A 21698-nucleotide genomic window follows, 5' to 3' on the forward strand; every position below is an offset into this window, starting at 1 on the left:
GGTGGCGGGGATGTCCGAGTCCGAATTGGAGACGATGTTGGCGCAGGTGGGCAAGGAATGACGACTCCCGAGGATCCGTCCCCGACCTCGACCGACGCCCGTCGTCGGGCGCTGGTGGAGGCGCTGCTGGCCGGGCGGGCCCCGGACCGGTCGCCGGCCACCCCGAGCGCGCCGCAACGGCCGACCGGCCCGCTGCCGCTGTCCTATCCGCAGCAGGGGGTGTGGCTGCTCGACCAGATCCGGCCCGGCGGCGCGGAGTACGTCGTGCCGTTCGGCTGGCGGATGACCGGCCCGCTGGACCCGGCGGCCCTCCGCGACGCCTGGCGGGAGGTCGTCCGCCGGCACGAGGTGCTGCGGACCCGCTACCAGGTCGTGGACGGCCGGCCGAGCCAGGTGGTCGGCCCGGCCGAACCGGTCGAGCTGCCGGTCGTCGACCTGACCGGGTGTGCCCCGTCGAAGCGGCAGGAGCGGCTGGACGAGCTGATCCGGGACGAGGCGAGCGTCCCGTTCGACCTGGGTCGGGACGCGCCGCTGCGGGTACGGCTGGTCCGGCTCGCCGAGGACGAGCACGTCATGGTGCTGGTCGTCCACCACATCGCGTTCGACGGCTGGTCGGTCGGCGTGCTGGCGCGGGAACTCGGCGTGCTCTACCCGGCGCTGGTCGCCGGCGAGTCGTCCCCGCTCGCCCCGCCGCCAAGCCAGTACGCGGACTTCGCGGTGCGGCAGCGGGACCGGGCGGCCGGCCTGACCGGGCAGCTCGACCACTGGCGCGACCGGCTGGCCGGCCTCGTGCCGCTGGAGCTGCCGACCGACCGGCCCCGCCCGCCCGTGCAGGACCCCCGGGGCGCGACGCTGCCGTTCACCGTGCCGGCCGACCTCGGTCGCGCCCTCGCCTCGATCGGGCGGCGGCACCGGGCGACCCCGTTCATGGTGCTGCTGGCCGTGTTCCAGGTGCTGCTGGCCCGCTACACCGGGCAGACCGACGTCGCGGTGGGCACCCCGGTCGCCGGGCGTACCCGCCCCGAGGTCCAGGACCTGATCGGGTACTTCGTCAACACGCTGGTGCTGCGCACCGACCTGTCCGGCGAGCCGACCTTCGTCGAGGTGCTGGCCCGGGTGCGGGAGACGGTGCTGGACGCGCAGTCGCACCAGGACGTGCCGTTCGAGCGGGTCGTGGACGCGCTGTCGCCGGAGCGGGACCTGTCCCGCAACCCGCTGTTCCAGACCATGTTCGTGATGCAGAACGCCACGGCGGCCGACTTCGCCGGGGCGGGGCTGCGCGCACGGCAGGTGCCGACGCTCTGGCACACCGCCAAGTTCGACCTGACCATGCAGGTGACCGAGGAGGCGGACGGCTCCTTCTCCGCCGTCGTCGAGTACGCGACGGCGTTGTTCGACGACGCGACCGTGGAGCGGCTGGCCGGGCACTACCGGCGGTTGCTGAGCGCCGTCGCCGCCGACCCGGACGCCCCGGTCACCCGGCTGCCCCTGCTCACCGACCCCGAGACCGCCCAGCTCGCGGCCTGGAACGACACCGCCGTCGACCACCCCCGCCACACACTGCTGCACCGGCTCATCGAGGCGCAGGCCGACGCCACGCCCCACGCGGTCGCCGTGCTCGACGACGACGAGGAGCTGACGTACGCCCAGCTCGACGCCCGCGCCAACCAGCTCGCCCACCGGCTGATCGCCCTCGGCGCCGGACCCGAACGGATCGTCGCCGTCAGCGCGCGACGCCGCGTCGCGCTCGCCGTGGCCCTCGTCGCCGTGCTCAAGACCGGCGCCGCCTACCTGCCGCTCGACCCCGGCCACCCCGTCGAGCGGCTGCGCTGGATGCTCGCCGACGCCGGCGACCCCGTCACCCTGGTCGACGCCCCGGACCAGCACGACTGGTCCCCCGGCCCACGGGTCCACCTCGACGACCCGACGCTCGCCGACGAACCCGCCGGACGACCCGGCGTCACCACCGACGACCGCAGCCCCGCCTACCTGATCTACACCTCCGGCTCCACCGGCCGCCCCAAGGGCGTCCTCGTCGACCACCGCGCCATCGTCAACCGGCTCCGCTGGATGCAGGACGCCTACCGGCTCGACCACACCGACCGGATCCTGCAGAAGACCCCGCACACCTTCGACGTCAGCGTGTGGGAGTTCTTCTGGCCCCTGACCACCGGCGCCGCCCTCGTCATGGCCCGCCCCGACGGGCACCGCGACCCCGCCTACCTCGCCGGGACCATCGACCGGCGACGGGTCACCACCGTCCACTTCGTGCCCTCGATGCTGCGCGCCTTCACCGCCCACCTCGCCGCCACCCGCACGGCCCTGCCCCACCTGCGCCGCGTCGTCTGCTCCGGCGAGGCGCTGCCCGACGACCTCGCCGCCGCCGTGCACGCCCACCTCGACGTCGAGCTGCACAACCTCTACGGGCCCACCGAGGCCGCCGTCGACGTGACGGCCGCCCGCGTCCATCGCGGGCAGACCGTCACCATCGGCAGCCCCATCGCCAACACCGGCGCCCACATCCACGACCCGTGGGGCAACCCGGTCCCCGTCGGCGTACCTGGAGAACTCCTCCTCACCGGCGTGCAGCTCGCCCGCGGCTACCACCGCCGGCCCGCGCTCACCGCCGCACGCTTCATCCCCGCCGACGGCGGGAAACGCGCCTACCGCACGGGCGACCAGGCCCGCTGGCGCCCGGACGGCACCATCGAGTACCTCGGCCGCCTCGACCACCAGGTCAAGATCCGGGGCAACCGCATCGAGCTCGGCGAGATCGAGGCCGCCCTCGCCGACCACCCCGGCGTCCGCGCCGCCGTCGTGCACCCGCACGGCCCCGGCGACGACCGGCAGCTCGCCGCCTACCTCGTCGCCGCCGACGGCCACCCCGCCGACCCCGACACGCTGCGCGCCCACCTGCGTGCGCGGCTGCCCGAGTACATGGTCCCCACTCACTGGGTCACGCTCACCGAACTCCCCCTCACCAGCAGCGGGAAGATCGACCGCAACGCGCTCCCCCCGCCCGAGACGCACGCCGCGCGCAGCGGCGGGCACACCCCACCGGCCACCCCCACCCAGCACCTGATCGTGGCCGCGTACGCCCGGGCCCTCGCCGGGAACGGCGGACCCATCGGCATCCACGACCGGTTCTTCGACATCGGCGGCGACAGCATCCGCGCCATCCGGGTCGTCGGGAGCCTCCGCGACCAGGGGCTCGACCTCACCGTCACGGACCTCTTCCGGTACCGGACGGTCGCCGAGCTCGCCGCAGCCGTCGACGCCCGGGAGGGCGGGCTGCCGACCGGGGCCACCCGCCTGGTCGACCGGTTCGCGCTCATCGGCGAGGAGGATCGGGCCCGGCTGCCCGAGGGCGTCGTCGACGCGTACCCGCTGTCGATGGCGCAGGCCGGCATGGCGTACGAGATGCTCGCCGACCCGACCGGCGAGCTGTACCTCAACAGCCTCTGCTACCCGGTCGAGGGCGAGGCGTTCTCGCTGCCCGCCCTGCGCGCCGCCGCCCAACTGCTCGCCGCCCGGCACGAGATCCTGCGGGCCTCGATCGACCTGACCTCCTACCGCGAGCCGCTCCAGCTCGTCCACCCGGGCGCGGAGATCCGGGTCGGCCACACCGACCTGCGGGACCTGCCGGCCGCCGAGGTGGAGAGCACGGTGGCCCGGCTGATCGCCGAGGAGCGCCGGGACCGCTTCGACCTGGGCACGCCGTCGCTGCTGCGGCTGCACGCCTACCAACTGGCCGACGACCGGTGGCGGCTGCTGGTCAGCTACAGCCACGCCATCCTGGACGGCTGGAGCCAGAACTCGCTGGTCCCGGAGCTGCTGGCGTACCACCGGCGGATCCGGGACGGGCAGGACCCGCGGCCCGCCCCGGTGCCGGCCGTCCGGTTCGCCGACGCGGTGGCGCTGGAGCGCCGCGCGGTGGCCGCCGGGGTGGACCGCGAGTTCTGGGCGTCCCGGGTACGCACCCACGAGCGGCTCAGCGTCCCGGCGGCGTGGGCGGGTGCGGGGGCCCGGTACCGGGCGGTGCGGCTGCCCATCGCCGACCTGATGCCGGGGCTGCGGGAGCTGGCCCGCACGGCGGACGTACCGCTGAAGAGCCTGCTGTTCACCGCGCACCTGGCCGTGCTGGGCGTCGTGACCGGGCAGCGGCGCTTCCACAGCGGGCTGGTCTGCAACGGACGGCCCGAGCTGACCGACGGCGACCAGGTGCGGGGCATGTTCCTCAACACCGTGCCGTTCGCGGTGGAGCTGACCGCGTCGAGCTGGGCCGAGCAGGCCCGCCGGGTCTTCGCCGGGGAGGTCGCGCTCTGGCCGCACCGGCACTACCCGCTGCCGGCGATGCAACGCGAGTGGGGCGAGCAGAAGCCGCTGGTGGACGTCTTCTTCAACTACACCGACATGCACGTGCTCGACCTCGACGGCATCGACCGGTCGGCGATCACCGACACCACCCCGAACGAGTTCGGCCTCTCGGTGTCCAGCGAGCCCGGTCAGCTGATCATCGAGGCCGGCACCGACCGGATCTCCGACGGCCACCTGGACCTGCTCACCCGGACCTACCGGCGGGTGCTGGAGACGATGGTCGCCGACCCGACGGGTGACCCGCGCCGGTGCGGGCTGCCGGAGGCCGACCGGCGCGCCCTGCTCGGCCTCGGCGCCGGCGGACCGCTGCCGGTCCCGGACGGGACGCTGCCCGAGTGGGTCGCCCGGCAGGTGGCGGCAAACCCGGACGCGGACGCGGTGGTCTTCGGCGCCGACGTGCTCAGCTACGCCGAGCTGGGCCGCCGGACCAACCGCCTCGCCCACCACCTACGGGAGCTGGGCGTCGGGCCGGGGACGCTGGTCGGGGTGCACCTGGACCGCAGCGCGGACCTGGTGGTGGCGTTCCTCGCGGTGCTGGTCGCCGGTGGCGCGTACCTGCCGCTGGACCCTGACTACCCGGCGCAGCGGACCGCGTTCATGCTGGCCGACGCCGGCGCGCAGGTGATGGTGACCGAGACCGCGTTGGCCGGGCGGCTGGACACGGCCGGGATCCGGACGGTGCTGCTGGACGCCGAGCGGGCGGCGATCGCCGCCCGCCCCGAGCGGCGGTTGTCCGACCGGCCGTCCGCCGACGACCTGGCCTACGTCATCTACACCTCGGGTTCGACAGGCACCCCGAAGGGGGTGATGATCGACCACCGGGGGCTGGGCAACTTCCTCGCCGCGATGCGGCACCGGCCGGGTCTGCCGGCGGGGGCCACAGTGGTCGGCCTGACCACCGTGTCGTTCGACCCCTCGGTGCTGGAGCTGTACCTGCCGCTGCTGGTCGGCGGCCGGGTCGTGGTGGCCGACGCGGAGCAGACCCGGGACCCGCAGCGGATGGCCGAGCTGATCGACGGCGCCGGGCCGGCGGTGCTCCAGGCCACGCCGGTGACGTACCGGATGCTGCTGGACTCCGGCTGGTCCGCGCCGGCCGGCGCGACCGTGCTCTGCGGCGGCGAGAAGCTGCCGACCGAGCTGGCGGTCCGGCTCGCGTCGACCGGGGCCACCGTGTGGGACATCTACGGGCCGACCGAGACCACGGTCTGGTCCACCACGACCCGGTTGGCTGCGGACGGCCGGCCCGTCGACTTCGGCATGGCCCCGAACGCCGCGCTCCACATCCTGGACGAGCGGCTGGAGCCGGTGCCGGTCGGCGTCCCCGGCGAGATCCACATCGGCGGGGACGGGGTGGCCTGGGGCTACCGGGGCAGGCCCGCCCTCACGGCGGAGAAGTTCGTTCCCGACCCCCACGCCGGGGCGCCGGGCGCGCGCATGTACCGCACCGGCGACCTGGCCCGCTGGCACGCCGACGGGCACCTGGAGATCCTCGGCCGCGTCGACCACCAGGTGAAGATCCGGGGACACCGGATCGAACCGGCCGAGGTCGAGGCGGCACTGCTGGCCCACGAGCACGTCCGGGCCGCCGTGGTGCACCCGCAGCGGTACGGCGGGGAGCAGGAACTGGTCGCGTACCTGGTCGGCGGGGAGCGGCACCCGGTGCCGACCGGCGAGCAGCTGCGCGAGTTCCTGCTCCGTACGCTGCCGGACTACCTGTGCCCGGCCGCCTACGTGGCCCTGGACGCCTTCCCGCTCACCCCGACCGGCAAGGTCGACCGCAACGCCCTGCCCGTGCCGCGACCCGGTGCCGGCGGGCGGAGCGAACCCGCGCGGGTCGCGCCGCGTACCGCCGACGAGCGGACGGTCGCGCAGGTGTGGGGCGAGGTGCTCGGCACCGGCGAGGTGGGCGTGCACGAGAACTTCTTCCAGGTCGGCGGGCACTCGCTGCTGGCCACACGGGTCGCGGTCCGGCTGCGGGACCTGCTCCGCGTCGACGTGCCGGTCCGGGCCCTGTTCGACCACCCGACCGTCGCCCGGCTGGTCGGGGCGCTGCCCGGCTACCCGAGGCTGGACGACCGGCCGGCGGTCCCCAGGCTGACCGCCCGGAGCCGACTGGCCGACGTCGCCGCCCGCCGGGGTGCCCGGTGACCGCGCGCGGGGGCACCGCCGGTCGCCGCCCGATCGGTGGCGACCGGTGAGCCGGGTCGACGCTCCGGCCGTCGGGGAGCGGATCCCGCCGTTGCACCGCAACCGGGACTTCCTGCTGCTGTGGAGCGGGTCGGCGGTCTCCATGCTCGGCTCGACCGCGTCGCTGGTGGCGTACCCGCTGCTGGTGCTGGCGCTGACCGGCTCGCCGGGGGCCGCCGGGCTGGCCGGTTTCGTGGCGCTGGTGCCGACGCTGCTGTTCCAGCTGCCGGCCGGGGCGCTGGTGGACCGGTGGGACCGCAAGCGGGTGATGATCTGGTGCGACGTGCTGCGGGCCCTGGGGGTGGGCAGCATCGTGGCGGCGATCGCCGTCGACGAGCTGCACCTGTGGCACGTGCTGGCCGTCGGTTTCGTCGAGGGGACGCTGTCGGTCGGGTACGAGCTGGCGGCCGGCGCGGCGATCCCGAACGTGGTGCACCCGAGCCAGGTGACCACGGCGCTGTCGCGCAACGAGGCCCGGGAGCGGGCCGCGGTGATGGCCGGCACCCCGCTCGGCGGCGTGCTGTTCGGGCTGGGGCGGAGCTGGCCGTTCGTGCTGGACACCGTCTCCTACCTGGTCTCCCTGGTGACGCTGCTGTTCATCCGCCGTGACTTCCAGGCCGCACCGGGCGACGCGACCGACCCCGGCACCCGTCCCGGGAAGCTGGCCGCCGAACTCACGCACGGGCTGCGATGGTTGTGGGGGCAGCCGTTCCTGCGCACGGCCACCCTGCTGGTCGCCGGCAGCAACCTGCTGTTCCGCGTCCTGTTCCTGATCATCATCGTGGCGTTCGAGGCCGCCGGGGCGGCCCCGGCCGCCATCGGCCTGCTGCTCGGTGTGGCCGGCACCAGCGGGGTGCTCGGCTCGCTGGTGGCGACGTGGTGCGCCGGGCGGTTCCCGATGCGCGCGATCGTCATCGCCGCGAACTGGGTGTGGGCGCTGATGACCGTCGTCATCGCCCTCACCGACGACCGCTACCTGATCGGCGCCGCATACGCCCTGATGTGGTTCGTGGGGCCGATCTGGAACGTGGCGGTCGCCGGGTACCAGATGGCCATCACCCCCGACCGCATCCAGGGCCGGGTGCTCAGCGCGGTCAGCCTGCTGGCCAACGGCGCGGTCGCGCTCGGTTCCCTGGTCGGCGGCTTCCTGCTGGAGTCGCTCGGGCCGGCATCCGCCGCGTGGTCGATGGCCGTCTGGATGGTCCTGCTCGCCGCCCTGGCGACGCTCAGCCGCTCGATACGTCGAGCGGGCTTTCTGCCGATCGAGCCCCCAAGGAGGAGCTGAAGGTGTTGCGCACCATACTCAAGTCGAAGATCCACCGCGCGGTGGTCACCCAGGCCGACCTGCACTACGTCGGCTCGTTGACCATCGACGAGGATCTGATGGACGCCGCCGACCTGCTCGCCGGCGAGCAGGTGCACGTGGTGGACATCAACAACGGCGCCCGCCTGGAGACGTACGTCATCGCCGGCAGGCGCGGCAGCGGGGTCATCGGGATCAACGGGGCCGCCGCCCGGCTGATCCACCCCGGCGACCTGGTCATCATCATCAGCTACGCGGCGATGGCCGACCCGGACGCCAAGGGCTACTCGCCCCGGGTGGTGATGGTGGACGAGGCCAACCGGATGCTCGGCACCACCGACGACCCGGCCGAGGCGATCCCCGGCACCGCGACCGTTCCCGGTAACACCCTGCGGACCGCTACGGATCCCCGTAGCGGGAGTGAACATGCGGGCCGATGAGACCGACGTCGGCGGGGTGCTGACCACGATCGGCGGCTCCCCACTGGTCCGGCTCGACAAGCTCATGCCGGACGCCGCGTTCACGCTGTGGGCGAAGCTGGAGGCGCACAACCCGGGCGGCAGCATCAAGGACCGCTCGGCGTTGGGCATGCTGATCGACCGGCTGCGGACCGGGCAGCTGCAACCCGGCCGGTCGGTGGTGGTCGAGTCCAGTTCGGGCAATCTCGGCATCGGGCTGGCCCAGGTGTGCCGCTACTTCGGCATCCGGTTCATCTGCGTGGTGGACCCCCGCACGAACGCGCAGAACATCGCGGTCATGCGCGCGTTCGACGCCGAGGTGGAGGTGGTGACCCGCACCGACCCGGCCACGGGCGAGTACCTGCCGCAGCGCATCCGCCGGGTCCAGGAGCTGGTCGCGACCATCCCGAACGCCTGGTGGCCGGACCAGTACGGTAACCCGTTGAACCCCCGCGCCCACGAGACCACGATGCGGGAGATCATCGAGGGGGTGCCCGCCCCGCTGGACTTCCTGTTCTGCGCGACCAGTTCCTGCGGCACGTTGCGCGGCTGTGCCGACTACGCGCGCCGGCACGAGCTGGCGCTGACCATCGTCGCGGTGGACGCCGCGGGCAGCGCCATCTTCGGTGACCACCCCCCGCGCAAGCGGCTCATCCCCGGCCACGGCGCGGGGATCCGGCCGAAGCTCTACCGCGACGGGCTGGCCGACAAGGTGATGCACGTCGACGACCTGGACTGCGTGGTCGGCTGCCGCCGGCTGGCGCGCCGGGAGGCCATCCTCGCCGGTGGCTCGTCCGGCGCGGTGGTGGCCGCCCTGGAGCAGTTTCGCGACCTGATCCCGGCCGGCGCGACCTGCGCGCTGATCTTTCCCGACCGGGGTGAGCGCTACCTGAACACGATCTACGACGACGACTGGGTGACCGGGCACTTCGGCGACGTCACCCACCTGTGGAGGGACCGGACCATGGACGTGCCGTCATGCTGATCGTGTCCGCCGGCGAGGTCCGGCAGCTCCTGGCGGACCGGGAGGACGCCGTCCTGGACGCGGTCCGCCGCGCCTACGTGCTGCACGCGCGGGGGCGTACCGTGCTGCCGCACTCGGTGTTCCTGCGGTTCCCGGAGGACGCCCGCAACCGGATCATCGGGCTGCCCGCGTACCTGGGCGACGACTCCCCGGTCGCCGGCATGAAGTGGATCTCGTCGTTCCCCGGCAACGTCGACCGGGGGCTGGCCCGCGCCTCCGCCGCGATCGTCGTGAACTCGATGACCGACGGCCACCCGGTCGCGCTGATCGAGGGCTCCACGATCTCCGCCCGGCGGACGGCCGCCAGCGCCGCCCTGGCCGCCGGCGCCCTGGCCCCGCCGGCCGGCGGCGTCTCCCTGGTCGGCTGCGGCGTGATCAACTTCGAGGTGCTGCGGTTCCTCCGCGCGGCGCTGCCCGGCCTGACGGAGGTGACCGTCTTCGACCTGGACGCCGGGCGGGCCGCCGCGTTCGCCCGGCGCTGCGCGCGGTGGGACCTGAAGGTGCGCGTCGCCGGCGGCGTCGAGGAGGCGCTCGGCGCCCACCCGCTGGTCTGCCTGGCCACGACGGCGGGCGTACCGCACCTGGGGCTGGCGCACTGCCGTCCCGGGGCACTCGTGCTGCACCTGTCGCTGCGGGACATCTTCCCGGCGGACATCCACACGGCGGTCAACGTCGTCGACGACGCCGACCACGTCTGCCGGGCGGCCACCTCGCTGCACCTGGCGGAGCAGGAGACCGGCAACCGCGACTTCATCGCCGCCGGCATCGGCGAGATCCTGGACGGAGCCGGCTGGCGGCACGACCCGCAACGGGTCACCGTCTACTCGCCGTTCGGCCTGGGCGTGCTCGACCTCGCCGTGGCCGAGCTGGTGCGGCGGGCCGCGGATCGCGACGGCGTCGGCACCCGCCTGCCGGACTTCCTGACCACCCCGCCGGAGGACCCGGATGCCGACTGAGCCGGGCGTCGCACCCTGGAACGACACCGCCAGGAGCTACCCGGGACAGCCGGCCCTGCACGAGCTGGTGCACGGGCAGGCGGCGCGCACCCCGGACGCCGTCGCGGTGGTCACCGAACGGGGTCGGCTCAGCTACGCCGAACTGGTCGGGCGGGCCGACCAGCTCGCCGACCTGCTTGTCGCGCGGGGCGTCGGCCCCGAGTCCCGGGTCGGGGTGTGCCTGCACCGGGGCGGCGACCTGGTGGTGGCCCTGCTCGGCGTCCTCACCGCCGGAGCCGCCTACGTGCCGCTGGACCCGGAGCACCCGGCCCGGCGGATCGCCCTGCTGGTGGCCGACGCGGGGCTGGACACCGTGGTGGCCGATCCGGGCCTGCCGGCCCTCGCCGAGGCGGGCCGCAGCGTCGCCACCGTGCCGGTGGGCCGGGAGACCCCCGGCCGGCCGGCCCGGGCGCCGCGGGTCACCGTCGACGCGGATCATCCGGCGTACGTCATCTACACCTCCGGCTCCACCGGCCGGCCCAAGGGCGTGGTGGTCCCGCACCGGGCCATCGTCAACCGGGTCCGCTGGGGGCTGGACGCGCATCCGCTCGGCCCCGACGACCGGGTGCTCCAGAAGACCCCGTACGGCTTCGACGTCTCGGTGCCGGAGATCTTCGGCACCCTGACCGCCGGCGCGCGGCTGGTGATGGCCCGCCCCGGCGGACACCGCGACCCGGCCCACCTGATCGACACGATCCGCCAGTACGGGATCACCGCGGTCCACTTCGTACCGTCGATGCTGCGGGCGTTCCTCGCCGAGGTCCGCGACACCGGGGCCCGCCTGCCCACCCTGCGCCGGATCGTCTGCAGCGGCGAGGAGCTGACCGGTGACCTGGTCACCGAGGCCGACGAGCTGATCGGCTGCGAGCTGCTCAACCTCTACGGCCCGACCGAGGCGGCGGTGGAGGTGACCGGGTCGCGCTGCCGGGCGGGTGAGCCGGTCAGCATCGGCCACGCGGTGGCGAACACCCGCACCCACATCCTCGACGAGCGCGGCGAACCGGCGGAGGTCGGCGAACTCTGCCTGGCCGGGGTGCAGCTCGCCCGGGGCTACCTGGGCCGCCCCGGGCTGACGGCCGAGAGGTTCGTCCCCGACCCGTTCGGCCCGCCCGGCTCCCGGCTGTACCGCACCGGGGACCTGGCCCGGCGGCTGCCCGACGGGGCGGTGGACTACCTGGGCCGGATCGACCACCAGGTCAAGATCCGGGGCCACCGGGTCGAGCTGGGTGAGATCGACGCGGCGCTGCGTACCGTGCCGGGGGTGCGGGCCGCCGCCACCGCCGTGCACGCCGGGCAGTTGGTCGGGTACGTGGTGGCCGGCGCCGTCCCCGGCGTCCGGGTGCTCCGGGCCCACCTCGCCGAGCGGCTGCCCGGGCACATGGTGCCGTCGGCGTTCGTGGCCGTGCCGGCGTTGCCGGTCGGCCCGAGCGGCAAGCTGGACCGGGCGGCCCTGCCCCCGCCCGACGGGCACCGGCTCGCCGACGGCGAGCGGGTCGGGCCGCGTACCGACGACGAGCGCCGGCTCGCCGGCATCTGGGCCGAGGTGCTCGGCGCCGGGCCGGTCGGGGTGCACGACACCTTCGTGGAGCTGGGCGGCGACTCGCTGGCCGCCGCCCGGGTCTGCTCCCGCCTCCGCCACCTGTGGGGCCGGTCGCTCTCCCCCGCCGACGTGCTCACCGCCACCGTGGCCGACCTCGTCGTGGCCGGCCGGGCGGCGGCCGGCACCGGTGCCACGACCGGGGAGAGCCAGCCGCCGGGCGCACCGGACGTCGACGCCGACCGGCCGGCCACCGGGGCGCTCAGCGCCGCCCAGCACCGGATCTGGTTCGCCGACCAGCTCGACCCGGGGTCGACCACCTACACGATCGCCGAGTCCTACCGCCTGCGCGGACCGGTCGACGTCGACGCGCTGCGCGCCGCCCTGGCGGACACGGTGCGCCGGCACCCGGCCCTGCGGACCACCTTCCGGTCCCGGCGCGGCGTGCCGTACGCGCAGATCGGGCCGGACGCCCGGGTGCCGGTCGAGGTGCGCACCGTCGCCGACCTCGCCGAGGCGAGGGCCGCCGTCGAACGGCTCGCCGCCGTGCCGTTCGCGCTCGCCGAGGGGCCGCTGCTGCGGGTCACCCTGCTGCGGCTGGCACCCGAGGAGCACGTCCTGGTCGCCACCGTCCACCACATCGTCGCCGACGACTGGTCGATGGACGTGCTGTGGCGCGACCTCTGCCAGGCGTACGCGCGGCGCCGCCGGGGCGACACGGCGGCCGTCGATGCGCTGCGGCCGACCCCGCTGCCGGCGACCGACCCGGCCGGCCTCGACTACTGGCGTCGGCACCTCGCCGGCGCGCCGCCCGCTCTGGACCTCCCGACCGACCTGCCCCGCCCGGCGCGGCTGCGGCAGAGCGGGGCCACCGTCCGGTTCGACCTGTCGGCGGAGACCACCGCCGCGGTGCGGACGCTGGCGCGGGCCACCAACTCGACCCCGTTCATGGTGCTGCTCACCGCGTTCACCGTGCTGATCGGGCAGCTCGCCGGCCGCGACGACCTGGTGGTCGGCACGTTCGCCGCGAACCGCGACACGGAGGCGGCGGAGAACGGGATCGGGATGTTCGCCAACACCCTCGCTCTGCGGGTGCCCTGCCCGCCCGAGGCGGCCTTCACCGACCTGCTGCTGCGGGTACGTGACGTGGCGCTGGCCGGGTACCGGCACCAGGGGTTCCCCTTCGACCGGCTGGTGACGGCGCTGCGTCCGAAGCGCGACCTGGGCCGCAACCCACTGGTCCAGGTCGCCTTCCAGACTCTCGGTGACCTGACCGGCCGGCTCCGGCTGCCCGGGGTGACCGCCGAGCCGTTCCGGCACGGCCAGGGCGGTTCCCCCTTCGACCTGCTGCTCACCGTACGGGGGGAGGGAACGCGGCTGACCGGGTGCCTCCAGTACCACGACGAGCTGTTCACCGCCGACCGCGCCGCCTCGTTCGCCGCCGGCTTCAGCGGGACCCTCGCGGCGGCGGTGCGTCGTCCCGAGGAGGCGGTCGGGCGGTCGGCCCGGCGGTGGACCGTGGGCACCGGTGCGGAAAATGCGGGGGCGGCGGCCGGCAATCTGGGTGCGGCGGCCCGATGAGCGGGCGACGAGCCGTTCCTAGCCTGGGTCGGTAGTCACCACCACACGGCCCAGGAGACGATCATGAGGAACGCGTCGAAGCCCGTACTCACCGCCCAGCAGCTCCGGGTGCTCGAACTCGTCGCCGAGGGGTACGACAACGCGGGGATCGCGCGGGAACTGCGCTGCTCACCACACAGCGTGAAGAACATGATCTACGACCTCATGGCCCGGTTGCAGGTCTCCAACCGGGTCCACGCGACCGCGTACGCCATCCGGCAGGGGCTGATCTGACCCGGCGCGTCCGGCTCAGATGAGCCCCTCGCGCAGGGCGCACGCCACGGCGTGCGCCCTGTTGCGCACCTGCCACCGGTGGGTGATCGTGTGCACGATTCCGGTCACGGTGCGGACCGAGTAGGCCAGCGAGCGGGCGATCTCCTCGGTCTCGTGCCCGTCGGCGAGCATGAGCAGCACCGCCCGCTCCCGCGTGGTGAGCTGCCGGGCCGCCGGCCGTTCCGGCGCCCGCTCGTCGGCCCGGGTCAGCAGGTCCCCCAGCAGGTCCGACGGCACGGTGAAGCTGCCCTCGGCCGTCGCCCGGATCGCCGGACGCAGCCGGTCCGGGCGGACCTCGCAACGGCGCAGCAGCCCGCCGGCACCCGCCGCCACGGCCTCGACCACGTCCGACTCCCGCAACGTGTCGGTCACCAGCAGCACCCGCCGGCCGGCGCGGGACAGCGTGCGCAACAGGACCAGCACCGCGTCGCCGACCCCGTCGGTCACCACCAGCACCACGTCCGGCCGGTCGACCACCACGGTCAGTTCCGGGCACACCCGCACCATCTCGTCGACACCGACCCGTACCGCCGGGTCGGCGGCGATGACCTGCACCCGTACCTGCTCGTCCATGCGCACCACTCCAGGAAACTCGTCGCTGACGGACGGCAACGAGAATGTCACCGCGCCTGCGGCGACCGGTACGGGGAACGGCCCCCATATTCTCGGCATCCCCGTACAGCTTCCGCACCCGGCCGCGCGCTACGCCGCGATCACGTTCTTCCCGATGCCCCATGACGAGCAGGTTGGAGGGATCCGCCTCCCGCCACCCGTAGGCATGACCGACACTGCCGTGTCACCTGCGCTTGCGGATCTCGTCGGCGGCCTGCGGGACGATCTTGAACAGGTCGCCCACCACACCGAAGTCAGCCAACTCGAAGATCGGCGCCTCGCCGTCCTTGTTGACCGCGACGATCGTCTTCGACGTCTGCATACCCGCCCGGTGCTGGATCGCACCCGAGATACCCAGAGCGACGTAGAGCTGCGGGGAGACCGTCTTGCCGGTCTGACCCACCTGGAACTGGTGCGGGTAGTAACCGGAGTCCACCGCCGCGCGCGACGCCCCGACGGCGCCGCCGAGCAGGTCGGCCAACTCCTCGACCAGCTTGAAGTTGTCGGCGTTACCCACACCACGACCACCGGAGACGACCACCCCGGCCTCGGTCAGCTCCGGACGCGAACCCTTCTGCTCCGCGACCCGCTCAACCACCCTGGCCAGCTTGTCGGTGTCCGCCACCGCCACGGTGAGCTGCTCGACCGCCGGGCTCACCGCCGCCGGAACCGGATTCACCGAGTTCGGCCGGACCGTCACCAACGGCAGACCACGAGTCACCTTCGACTTCACGATCGTGGAACCCGCGAACGCCACCTGCGTGGCCGTACCGTCAGCGGCCAGGGCGACCACGTCGGTCAGGATGCCGTTGTCCAACTTCACCGCCAGCCGGGCGGCGATCTCCTTGCCCTCCTGCGACGACGCCAACAACACCGCCGCCGGCTGGACCCGCGACACCAACTCGGCCACCACGGTCGCCTTCGGCGCCACCAGATAGCCGTCGATCTCCTCGCTCTCCGCCGCGTAGATCTTCTCCGCGCCGTACTCACCCAACTTCGCGCTCAACGCCTCGGCGGCACCGGGACCGCCGAGCACGACCGCGCTCGCGGTGCCCAGCTCGCGGGCGAGGGTGAGCATCTCCAGGGTGACCTTCTTGACGCCGAACTCCCGAGTGGCTTCGACGACGACCAGAACCTCAGACATGACCCCAACCCCTCACACGAACTTCTCGGTGGCGAGGAACTCGACCAGCTTCACGCCGCCGTCGCCCTCGTCGGTGACCTTCGCCCCGCCGGAACGCGGCGGACGCTTGCTGTGCTCCAGCACGGCGCTGGTCGCGCCCTCGAAGCCCACCTCGCCCGCAGCGACACCCAGGTCACCCAGCGACAGCGTCTGCACCGGCTTCTTCTTGGCGGCCATGATGCCCTTGAAGGACGGGTAGCGCGGCTCGTTGATCGTGTCCCACACGGAGACCACGGCGGGCGCGGTGGCGGTGACCACCTCGTAGCCCTCCTCCGTCTGCCGCTCCACAGTCAGGGTCGAGCCGTCGACGGTGAGCTTGCGGGCGCCGGTCAGCGCCGCGATGCCCAGCCGCTCGGCGAGCATGTGCGGCAACACCTGCACCCGGCCGTCGGTCGACTCGCTGCCACACAGCACCAGGTCGGCGTTCAACTGACCGAGCGCGGCGGCGAGCACCTTCGAGGTGGCGACGGCGCAGGAGCCGTGCAGGGCGTCGTCCACCACGTGCACCGCCCTGTCCGGACCCATGGACAACGCCTTACGGATCGACTCGGTCGCCCGCTCCGGACCCATCGTCAGAACCGTCACCTCGCCCCCGTGCGCCTCCTTGATCTTCAACGCCTCCTCGATGGCGTACTCGTCCATCTCGTTGATGACGTTGTTCGCCGAACCGCGGTCGACGGTGTTGTCGTCAGCACGCAGGCTGCGGTCCGCGCCCGAATCAGGCACCTGCTTGACGAGTACGACAATGTTCATCGCTCACCCTTCCCTTCTCGCGGCGTCACGCATGCTCCGGGCGTCCTGCCCGCCGAGGGAGTCGGTGCCCACCTCGGCGTTGTGCGCGTGGGCCGCGTGGTGCAGCCCGAACACCGAATCCATCCCGTCCCGCAGGCCCATGAGGTCCTCGGCCTGGTTGACCGCCTTCTTGGTCAGCGCGAGACCCAACCGCGGCATCTGTGCGATCCGCGCGGCGAGCCCCATGACCTCCGCCTCGAGATCGTCCCTGGCGACGACCCGGTTGACCATGCCGAGCTCGGCCGCGCGCGCCGCCGGCATCCGGTCGCCGGTGAAGAGGAACTCCTTGGCGAAGCGCGGACCCAGCACCCACGGGTGGGCGAAGTACTCGACCCCGGGGATCCCCATGCGCACGACCGGGTCGGCGAAGAACGCGTCGTCCGAGGCGACGATCAGGTCGCACGCCCAGGCGAGCATGAGGCCACCGGCGACACACGCGCCCTGCACCATTGCGATCGTCGGCTTGGGCAGCTCACGCCAGCGGCGGCACATCCCGAGGTACACCTCGGACTCGCGGGCGTACCGGCTGTCCACCCCGGCCTTTCCGACGTGATCCCACCACAGGCCGGCGCGCCGGTCGAACGACGAGTCGACGTCCCGACCCGGCGTGCCGATGTCGTGGCCGGCCGAGAAGTGCTTCCCCGCACCCGCCAGCACGATGACCTTCACCTCGTCGTCGGCGGCCGCTCGGTAGAACGCGTCGTCGAGGGCGTAGGTCATCGCCGAGTTCTGCGCGTTGCGGTACTCCGGTCGGTTCATCGTCACGACGGCAACCGGCCCCCGCGTCTCGTACCGGACGACCTCCACCGCCTCGCCGCTGGTCTCGCTCATCTGGATCTCCTTCTCGCCCCGGGGTCGGGTGTACGTCGTGCGGGTCGTGGGCCGCCGGTGAGTGCCTACGGGCCAGCGGTCAGGACGCGGGGTGCGCGCCGGTCAGGCCGACACCGAGGTCCTCCAGCAGCGCTGCGCGATGCCAGGAGGCGCTGCCCCACGACGCCTCCAGGGCCCACGACCGCTTGAGGAACACATGCAGGTCGTACTCGGTCGTGTAACCGATCGCGCCGTGGCACTGCAGCGCGGCCCGGCCCACGACGTGCGCCGCCTCGGACGCCAACGCCTTGGCCGTCGCCAGTGAGCGCAGCCGGCCCGGGACGCCCGCGGCCAGCTCGAACCCGGCCGTCGCCACCACCGGCGCGGCGAACTCCAGTTGCAGCAGTGCCGTGGCGAGGTGGTGCTTGACCGCCTGGAAGCTGCCGATCGGCACCCCGAACTGCTCTCTGGCGCGCACGTGCTCCACCGTGAGGTCGAGCATCCGCCGGGACAGCCCGACGAGCTCGGCCGAGGCCGCCAGCACTCCCCGCTCCCAGGCCAGCCGCACCACCCGCGGGTCGTCCACGGTCGCCACGAGCCGCGCGCCCGCATGCCCGGTCAGGTCCAGCGCGAAGTCCACCGACGGCGACGCCGAGGCGGTCGCCTCGGACACGTCGAGAACCTCGATGCGCCCGGTCCCGCCGAAGCCGCCGCTCAGCACCAGGTCGACACCGGAACCGAATGCGACCCGGCCGGTCGCCGCGGGGTCGGCACCGACCGTGAGCGATCCCTCGACGAGGCTCGCCAGCAGGTCCGGGGCGCCCGAGGCGAGCACCGCCGGAGCGACCGAGAGGGTCGCGGTGAGCGGCAGCGGGGCGGCGGCGTATCCGATCTGCGCGAAGACCGACACGAGGTGGTTCTCGTCCAGGCCCAGCCCGCCGTCGTCCTCGGCCACGAGCAGCCCCGCCACGCCGAGGCCGGCCAGGCTCTCGGCCAGCGAGGCCACCTGCGCCGACCCTGCTCCGGCGCGCACCGTCGCCGGCGGGCACCGTTCGGTGAGCACCTGACGGACGACCGCCTCGAGGTCACGCTGCTCTTCACTCGGAGCGAAACGCACGCCTGGTCACCTCCTCGGCAGGCCGAGCAGGCGCTCGGCGATGATGTTGCGCTGGATCTCGTTGGTGCCCGCGTAGATCGGGCCCGACAGCGAGAACTGGTAGCCGCGGGTCCACGGGCCGTCGGCGAGCGCGTCCGGACCGAGCAGTTCCAGCGCCGTCTCGTGCAGCGCGATGTCCAGCTCGGACCAGAAGACCTTGTTGAGACTCGACCGCGCACCGGCCGGGCGGCCCTCGACGATGTCGGTGACCTGCGCGAGCGTGAACTGCTGGTAGGCGTGCGCCTGCATCCACGAGCGCGCCACCCGGTCGCGGAGCAGGTCGGTCGCCGCCTCGGCCCGCTCGCCCGCGAGCGCCACCAGCGCATCGGCCGCCTTGCGGAAACGCCCAGGTGAGCGCAGCGTCAGGCCCCGCTCCGACCCGGTCGTCGACATCGCGACCGACCAGCCCTGGTCGACGCCGCCGAGAACCGCCGAGTCCGGTACGAACGCGTCCTCGAAGAACACGTCGGCGAATCCCTCGTCGCCGTCGAGCCGGTCGAACCCGCGCACCGTCACGCCCGGGGCGTCCAGCGGCACGAGGAAGTACGTCAGCCCCCGGTGCCGCTGGGCCTGCGGGTCGGTGCGGAACAACCCGAACAGGTGGGTGCAGAACGCGCCCCGGGTCGACCACGTCTTCTGCCCGCTCAGGCGCCACCCGCCGGCCTGCTCGTCCCGTACCGCCTGGGACCGGATCCCCGCCAGGTCGCTGCCCGCGTTCGGCTCCGACCAGCCCTGGGCCCACAGGTCCCGCGCCGCCGCCATCCGCGGCAGCAACTCGTCCTGCTGCTCCTTCGTGCCGAACTCGAAGATCGTCGGGGCCAGCAGGAAGATGCCGTTCTGCGTGACCCGCTGCGGCGCGCCGGCCCGGTAGTACTCCTCCTCGAAGATGAGCCACTGCCAGATCGAGGCCTCGCGGCCGCCGTACTCCCTGGGCCACGACACGACCGACCACCGGTCGGCGTGCAGCGTCCGCTCCCACTCCAGGTGCGCGGCGAAGCCCGCCGCGGTGTCCCCCGAGGGCAGCGGCTGCCGCGGCACGTTCGCGGCGAGCCACTCGCGGGCCTCCGCCCGGAACTGCTCGTCCTGCGCCGACCAGGTCAGGTCCATCTCAGCCCTCTCCCGTCTCGGTGGCGCCCGTCGGCGCCGTGTCCCGGTAGCGGCGTAGTTGCGTGCGCGCCACCGTGCGCAGGTGCACCTCGTCCGGGCCGTCGGCGATGCCGAGGATCCGGGCGCTGGCCCACATCCGGGCCATCGGGAAGTCGTCGGTGACCCCACCGCCGCCGTGTGCCTGGATCGACCGGTCCAGCACGTTGCGGGCGACCCGCGGCGCGACGACCTTGATGGCGGCGATCTCGGTCGCGGCACCCTGGGCACCGACGCGATCGATGAGCCAGGCGGTCTTGAGCACGAGCAGGCGGGCCTGCTCGATCTCCAGGCGGGACTCGGCGATCCAGGTGCGCACCACGCCCTGCTCGGAGAGCGGGCCGCCGAACGCCTCGCGGGCCATCGTCCGGCGTACCAGAAGTTCGAGGCCGCGCTCGGCCATGCCGATGCAGCGCATCGCGTGGTGGATGCGGCCCGGGCCGAGGCGGGCCTGGGCGATCGCGAAACCGTCGCCCTCGGCGCCGAGCAGGTTCGTCACCGGTACGCGTACGTCGTCGAACCGGATCTCGCAGTGGCCGTGCTGGTCGTGGTAGCCGAAGATCGGCAGCGAGCGCACGATCGTCACCCCGGGGGTGTCGACCGGCACGAGGAGCATGGACTGCTGCCGGTAGACGGCCGCCTCCGGGTCGGTCTTGCCCATCAGCACGAGGATGTCGCAGCGCGGGTCCGCCGCGCCGGTCGTCCACCACTTGCGGCCGTTGACGACGTACGCGTCGCCGTCGCGCACGATCGAGGTGGCGATGTTGCGCGCGTCGGAGGAGGCCACGTCCGGCTCGGTCATCGCGAAGCCGGAACGCATGGTGCCCTCGAGCAGCGGGGTGAGCCACTGTCGCTTCTGCTCGCGCGTGCCGAACATGTGCAGCAGCTCCATGTTGCCCGTGTCCGGCGCGGCGCAGTTGAGCGCCTCGGGGGCGAGGTAGGGCGAGCGTCCGGTCTCCTCGGCCAGGTAGGCGTACTCGAGGTTGGTCAGGCCCGACAGGTCAGGCAGGAAGAGGTTCCACAGGCCCAGCTCGCGCGCGGTGGCCTTCAGCTCCTCGACGACCGGCGGCAGGACGTGGGACACTCCCCCGTTCTCGCGGGCCGCGGCGCCGAGCTGGGCGGCGTACACCTTCTCGGCGGGGTAGACGTGCTCGGCCATGAACGCGCGCAACGTCGCGAGCAGCTCCCGCGAGCGCGGGCCGGGGCCGAGATCCATCTGGGTCAGCTCGGTCGCGTCGGCCACCTTCATTGCCTGCCTGCTTTCACGCGGAGGGCGATCTTGCCGCGGGCGCCACGGTTCAGCACCGTGCCGAGCGCGTGGGCGGCCTCCTCCAGCGGGAAGACCTCGCTGACGTGTGGCCTCAGCCGGCCGGCGGCGATCCAGTCGAGCAGCGTCGTCATGTTCGCGGCGTTCGCCTCCGGGGCGCGCCTGGCCCAGGCGCCCCAGAGGACCCCCAGCACCGCGCCCTCGGTGAGCAGCAGCCGGTTGAGCTTGACCTGCGGGATCTCGCCCGTCGCGTAGCCGACGGTGAGGAACCGCCCGGCCCACGCGAGGGTACGCAGCGCGGCGGTGGCGGCGTCGCCGCCGACGGGGTCGTAGACGACGTCGGCACCGGCGCCGCCGGTCAGCTCGCGCACCGTCGCCGTCAGGTCGGCGTAGCCGATGGCGTGGTCGGCCCCGTGCGCCAGGCACAGCTCACGCTTGTCCTCGCTCGAGGCGGCCGCGATCACGGTCGCGCCGAGGGCCCTGCCGATCTGCACGGCGGTGAGGCCGACGCCGCCGGAGGCGCCGAGCACGAGCAGCGTCTCGCCGGCGGCGAGGCCGGCCCGGTCGACGAGCCCGTGGTACGACGTGCCGTAGACGACGGGAATCGTGCTGGCCTCGACGAGGTCGATGCCCGCCGGCAACGGGTGGACGAGGCGGGCGTCGACGAGCACCTGGGTGGCGTAGCCGCCGATGCCGCAGAAGCCGATGACGCGGGTGCCGACCGGCGGGCCGGTCACCCCGTCGCCGAGCGCCGCGACCGTCCCGGCGACCTCGCAGCCGGGCACGAACGGCAGCTCCGGCCTGGTCTGGTAGGTGCCGGCGACGATGAGGCCGTCGGGAAAGTTCACCCCGGCGCCGACGACGTCGACGAGCACCTGCCCGGGGCCGGGCTGCGGCTGCGGCCCGGCCGTGAGCGTGAGCACCTCGGGGCCACCGAGCTCACGGACCACCATCGCACGCA

At 73.6% G+C, this 21698-nt stretch carries 15 protein-coding genes; 7 read left to right on the forward strand and 8 right to left on the reverse strand.

What is annotated here, in order from left to right:
• Positions 1-57 precede the first annotated feature (57 nt).
• The 7 genes from AC0OO9_RS03075 (at position 58) to AC0OO9_RS03105 (ending at position 13735) form a co-directional block, all read left to right on the forward strand.
• Entirely contained in the window at positions 58-6525 is a 6468-nt protein-coding gene (locus tag AC0OO9_RS03075) for an amino acid adenylation domain-containing protein (protein ID WP_484515390.1), read from the forward strand.
• A gap of 46 nt (positions 6526-6571) precedes the next feature.
• Positions 6572-7849: an MFS transporter gene (locus tag AC0OO9_RS03080; RefSeq protein WP_484515392.1), complete on the forward strand. Its 1278-nt coding sequence runs from the start codon at positions 6572-6574 to the stop codon at positions 7847-7849.
• A gap of 2 nt (positions 7850-7851) precedes the next feature.
• Positions 7852-8307 (forward strand): aspartate 1-decarboxylase, encoded by a 456-nt coding sequence (panD, locus tag AC0OO9_RS03085; protein ID WP_484515394.1) that lies wholly within the window; start codon positions 7852-7854, stop codon positions 8305-8307.
• A complete protein-coding gene (gene sbnA / locus AC0OO9_RS03090) occupies positions 8294-9310 on the forward strand; it encodes a 2,3-diaminopropionate biosynthesis protein SbnA (protein WP_484515396.1) in 1017 nt (338 codons plus the stop codon). Before panD ends, sbnA begins: the two co-directional genes overlap by 14 nt.
• Positions 9304-10305 carry a 2,3-diaminopropionate biosynthesis protein SbnB gene (gene sbnB, locus AC0OO9_RS03095; protein ID WP_484515398.1) on the forward strand — a complete coding sequence of 334 codons (1002 nt, stop codon included), beginning with the start codon at positions 9304-9306 and terminating at the stop codon, positions 10303-10305. The genes sbnA and sbnB overlap by 7 nt, the downstream gene beginning before the upstream one ends.
• Positions 10295-13462 carry an amino acid adenylation domain-containing protein gene (locus AC0OO9_RS03100; protein WP_484515400.1) on the forward strand — a complete coding sequence of 1056 codons (3168 nt, stop codon included), beginning with the start codon at positions 10295-10297 and terminating at the stop codon, positions 13460-13462. Before sbnB ends, AC0OO9_RS03100 begins: the two co-directional genes overlap by 11 nt.
• 63 nt (positions 13463-13525) lie before the next feature.
• Entirely contained in the window at positions 13526-13735 is a 210-nt protein-coding gene (locus AC0OO9_RS03105) for a helix-turn-helix domain-containing protein (protein ID WP_132240569.1), read from the forward strand.
• Positions 13736-13750: 15 nt separating this feature from the next.
• Here AC0OO9_RS03105 and AC0OO9_RS03110 read toward each other — a convergent pair whose 3' ends face one another.
• The 8 genes from AC0OO9_RS03110 to AC0OO9_RS03145 form a co-directional block, all read right to left on the reverse strand.
• Positions 13751-14347, reverse strand: a complete 597-nt coding sequence (locus tag AC0OO9_RS03110; protein WP_484515403.1) for a LuxR C-terminal-related transcriptional regulator — start codon at positions 14345-14347, stop codon at positions 13751-13753.
• Between the two features lie 223 nt (positions 14348-14570).
• Positions 14571-15530, reverse strand: coding sequence for an electron transfer flavoprotein subunit alpha/FixB family protein (locus AC0OO9_RS03115; protein ID WP_484515405.1), 960 nt, complete (start codon positions 15528-15530; stop codon positions 14571-14573).
• 12 nt (positions 15531-15542) lie between these two features.
• Positions 15543-16322, reverse strand: a complete 780-nt coding sequence (locus AC0OO9_RS03120) for an electron transfer flavoprotein subunit beta/FixA family protein (protein WP_484515407.1) — start codon at positions 16320-16322, stop codon at positions 15543-15545.
• 3 nt (positions 16323-16325) lie between these two features.
• Positions 16326-17192, reverse strand: coding sequence for an enoyl-CoA hydratase (locus AC0OO9_RS03125; RefSeq protein ID WP_484515409.1), 867 nt, complete (start codon positions 17190-17192; stop codon positions 16326-16328).
• Positions 17193-17271: 79 nt separating this feature from the next.
• Positions 17272-18288 (reverse strand): acyl-CoA dehydrogenase family protein, encoded by a 1017-nt coding sequence (locus AC0OO9_RS03130; RefSeq protein ID WP_484515411.1) that lies wholly within the window; start codon positions 18286-18288, stop codon positions 17272-17274.
• 6 nt (positions 18289-18294) lie between these two features.
• Entirely contained in the window at positions 18295-19434 is a 1140-nt protein-coding gene (locus tag AC0OO9_RS03135; RefSeq protein WP_484515413.1) for an acyl-CoA dehydrogenase family protein, read from the reverse strand.
• 1 nt (position 19435) lies between these two features.
• On the reverse strand, positions 19436-20686 hold the full coding sequence (locus tag AC0OO9_RS03140; RefSeq protein WP_484517837.1) for an acyl-CoA dehydrogenase family protein: 1251 nt from the start codon (positions 20684-20686) through the stop codon (positions 19436-19438).
• A gap of 29 nt (positions 20687-20715) precedes the next feature.
• Complete coding sequence (locus AC0OO9_RS03145; protein WP_484517838.1) at positions 20716-21690, reverse strand: NADPH:quinone oxidoreductase family protein; 975 nt, start codon at positions 21688-21690, stop codon at positions 20716-20718.
• Positions 21691-21698 lie beyond the last annotated feature (8 nt).

The sequence above is a fragment of the Micromonospora sp. USAFONa4 genome, from assembly GCF_057197825.1.